The sequence below is a fragment of the Massilia niastensis DSM 21313 genome (assembly GCF_000382345.1).
GTDB classification, from domain to species: domain Bacteria; phylum Pseudomonadota; class Gammaproteobacteria; order Burkholderiales; family Burkholderiaceae_D; genus Telluria; species Telluria niastensis.
Map to the genome: position 1 here is coordinate 1 of NZ_KB908205.1, position 1679 is coordinate 1679.

Consider the following 1679-nt stretch of genomic DNA (forward strand, 5'->3'; position numbering starts at 1 on the left):
GCTGTCGACGAGGCGATGCAGGCCACCGGCCCGGACACGATCGCCAAGTTCCTGTTCACCTCCGGCTCGACCAAGCTGCCGAAGGCGGTCGTGAATACCCAGCGCATGATGTGCAGCAATATGCAGATGCTGGTGCAGGCCTGGCCCTTCCTGCTTGAAGAGCCACCGGTGCTGCTCGACTGGCTGCCCTGGAACCACACCTTCGGCGGCAACAAGGACTTCAACATGGTGCTGTTCAACGGCGGCACCCTGTACATCGACGACGGCAAGCCGACCCCGCAGGGGATCGCGACCACGATCGCCAATCTGCGCGAGATCGCGCCGACCGTCTACTTCAACGTGCCGAAGGGCTGGGACGACGTGGCGACCGCGCTGGAGCAGGATACCGCGCTGCGCGACCACTTCTACAGCCGCCTGAAGCTGATGTTCTACGCGGGCGCCGCGCTGGCGCAGCCGGTGTGGGACAAGCTGCATGCCAGCGCCGAAGCCAGCTGCGGCGAACGGATCCGGATGACCACGGGCCTGGGCATGACCGAGACGGCGCCCTGTGCGATGTTCGCGATGCGCGAAGACGTCCATGCCGGCGAACTCGGCGTGCCCGCCCCCGGCATCGAGCTCAAGCTGGTCACCTGCGGCGACAAGACCGAGGTGCGCTACCGCGGTCCGAACGTGACGCCCGGCTACTGGAAGTCGCCGGAGGCGACCGCCGCGATGTTCGACGAGGAAGGCTTCTTCTGCTCGGGCGATGCGGTCAAGTGGCTGGATCCCGAGCAGCCGCGCCTCGGCTTCGTATTCGACGGCCGGGTGGCCGAGGACTTCAAGCTGTACACCGGCACCTGGGTCAGCGTCGGACCGCTGCGCGGCAGGGTGATGCACGAAGGCGATCCCTACGTCCAGGATGTGGTGATCACCGGCCATGACAGGGCCGACATCGGCCTGATGATCATTCCGAACGTGGCGCAGTGCCGCGTGCTGGCCAGGCTGGCGCCCGGGGCGACGGTCGACGAGGTGCTGGCATCGGCACCGGTGCGCGATTATTTCCAGCAACTGGTCGATCGCCTGAACCGGCAGGGCACCGGCAGCGCGACCCGCGTGGTGCGCGCGCTGCTGCTCACCGAGCCGCCATCGATCGACCGCGGCGAAATCACCGACAAGGGCTCGATCAACCAGCGCGCGGTGCTGACCCACCGCGCCGCGCTGGTCGAGCTGCTCTATGCGGGACAGGATCCCGCGATCTTTCACGCTACAAAAGACTGAGGATTGAGGACAGACATGGCAAACGGCTTTTACGCGGACTTCGACGACGTCTGGATGCTGGACGGCGTGCGCACCCCGATGGCGGACTACTGCGGCATCTTCGCCGACATCACGCCGACCGACATGGGCATCAAGGTGGCGCGCGAGATCCTGGCGCGCACCGGGGTGGCGCCTGGGCAGATCGGCTCCGTCATCAGCGGCAACATGGCCCCGGGCGACTACTTCCAGTACTTCGTCCCGCGCCACATTGGCATGTATGCGGGCGTGCCGCAGGACGTCCCCTCGCTGAACGTGCAGCGCATCTGCGGCACCGGCTTCGAGCTGTTCCGCCAGGCCGGCGACCAGATCGCCCGCGGCTATACCGACACCGCGCTGGTGGTGGGCACCGAGTCGATGACGCGCAACCCGATCGCCGCCTTCAA

Annotated in this window: 2 protein-coding genes; both read left to right on the forward strand. The window is 66.8% G+C overall.

What is annotated here, in order from left to right:
- On the forward strand, positions 1 to 1257 hold a 1257-nt coding region (locus tag H162_RS0129655), incomplete at its 5' end, for a feruloyl-CoA synthase (protein WP_020657090.1).
- Between the two features lie 15 nt (positions 1258 to 1272).
- The coding region (locus tag H162_RS0129660) for a thiolase family protein (RefSeq protein ID WP_026355267.1) at positions 1273 to 1679 on the forward strand (407 nt) is incomplete at its 3' end.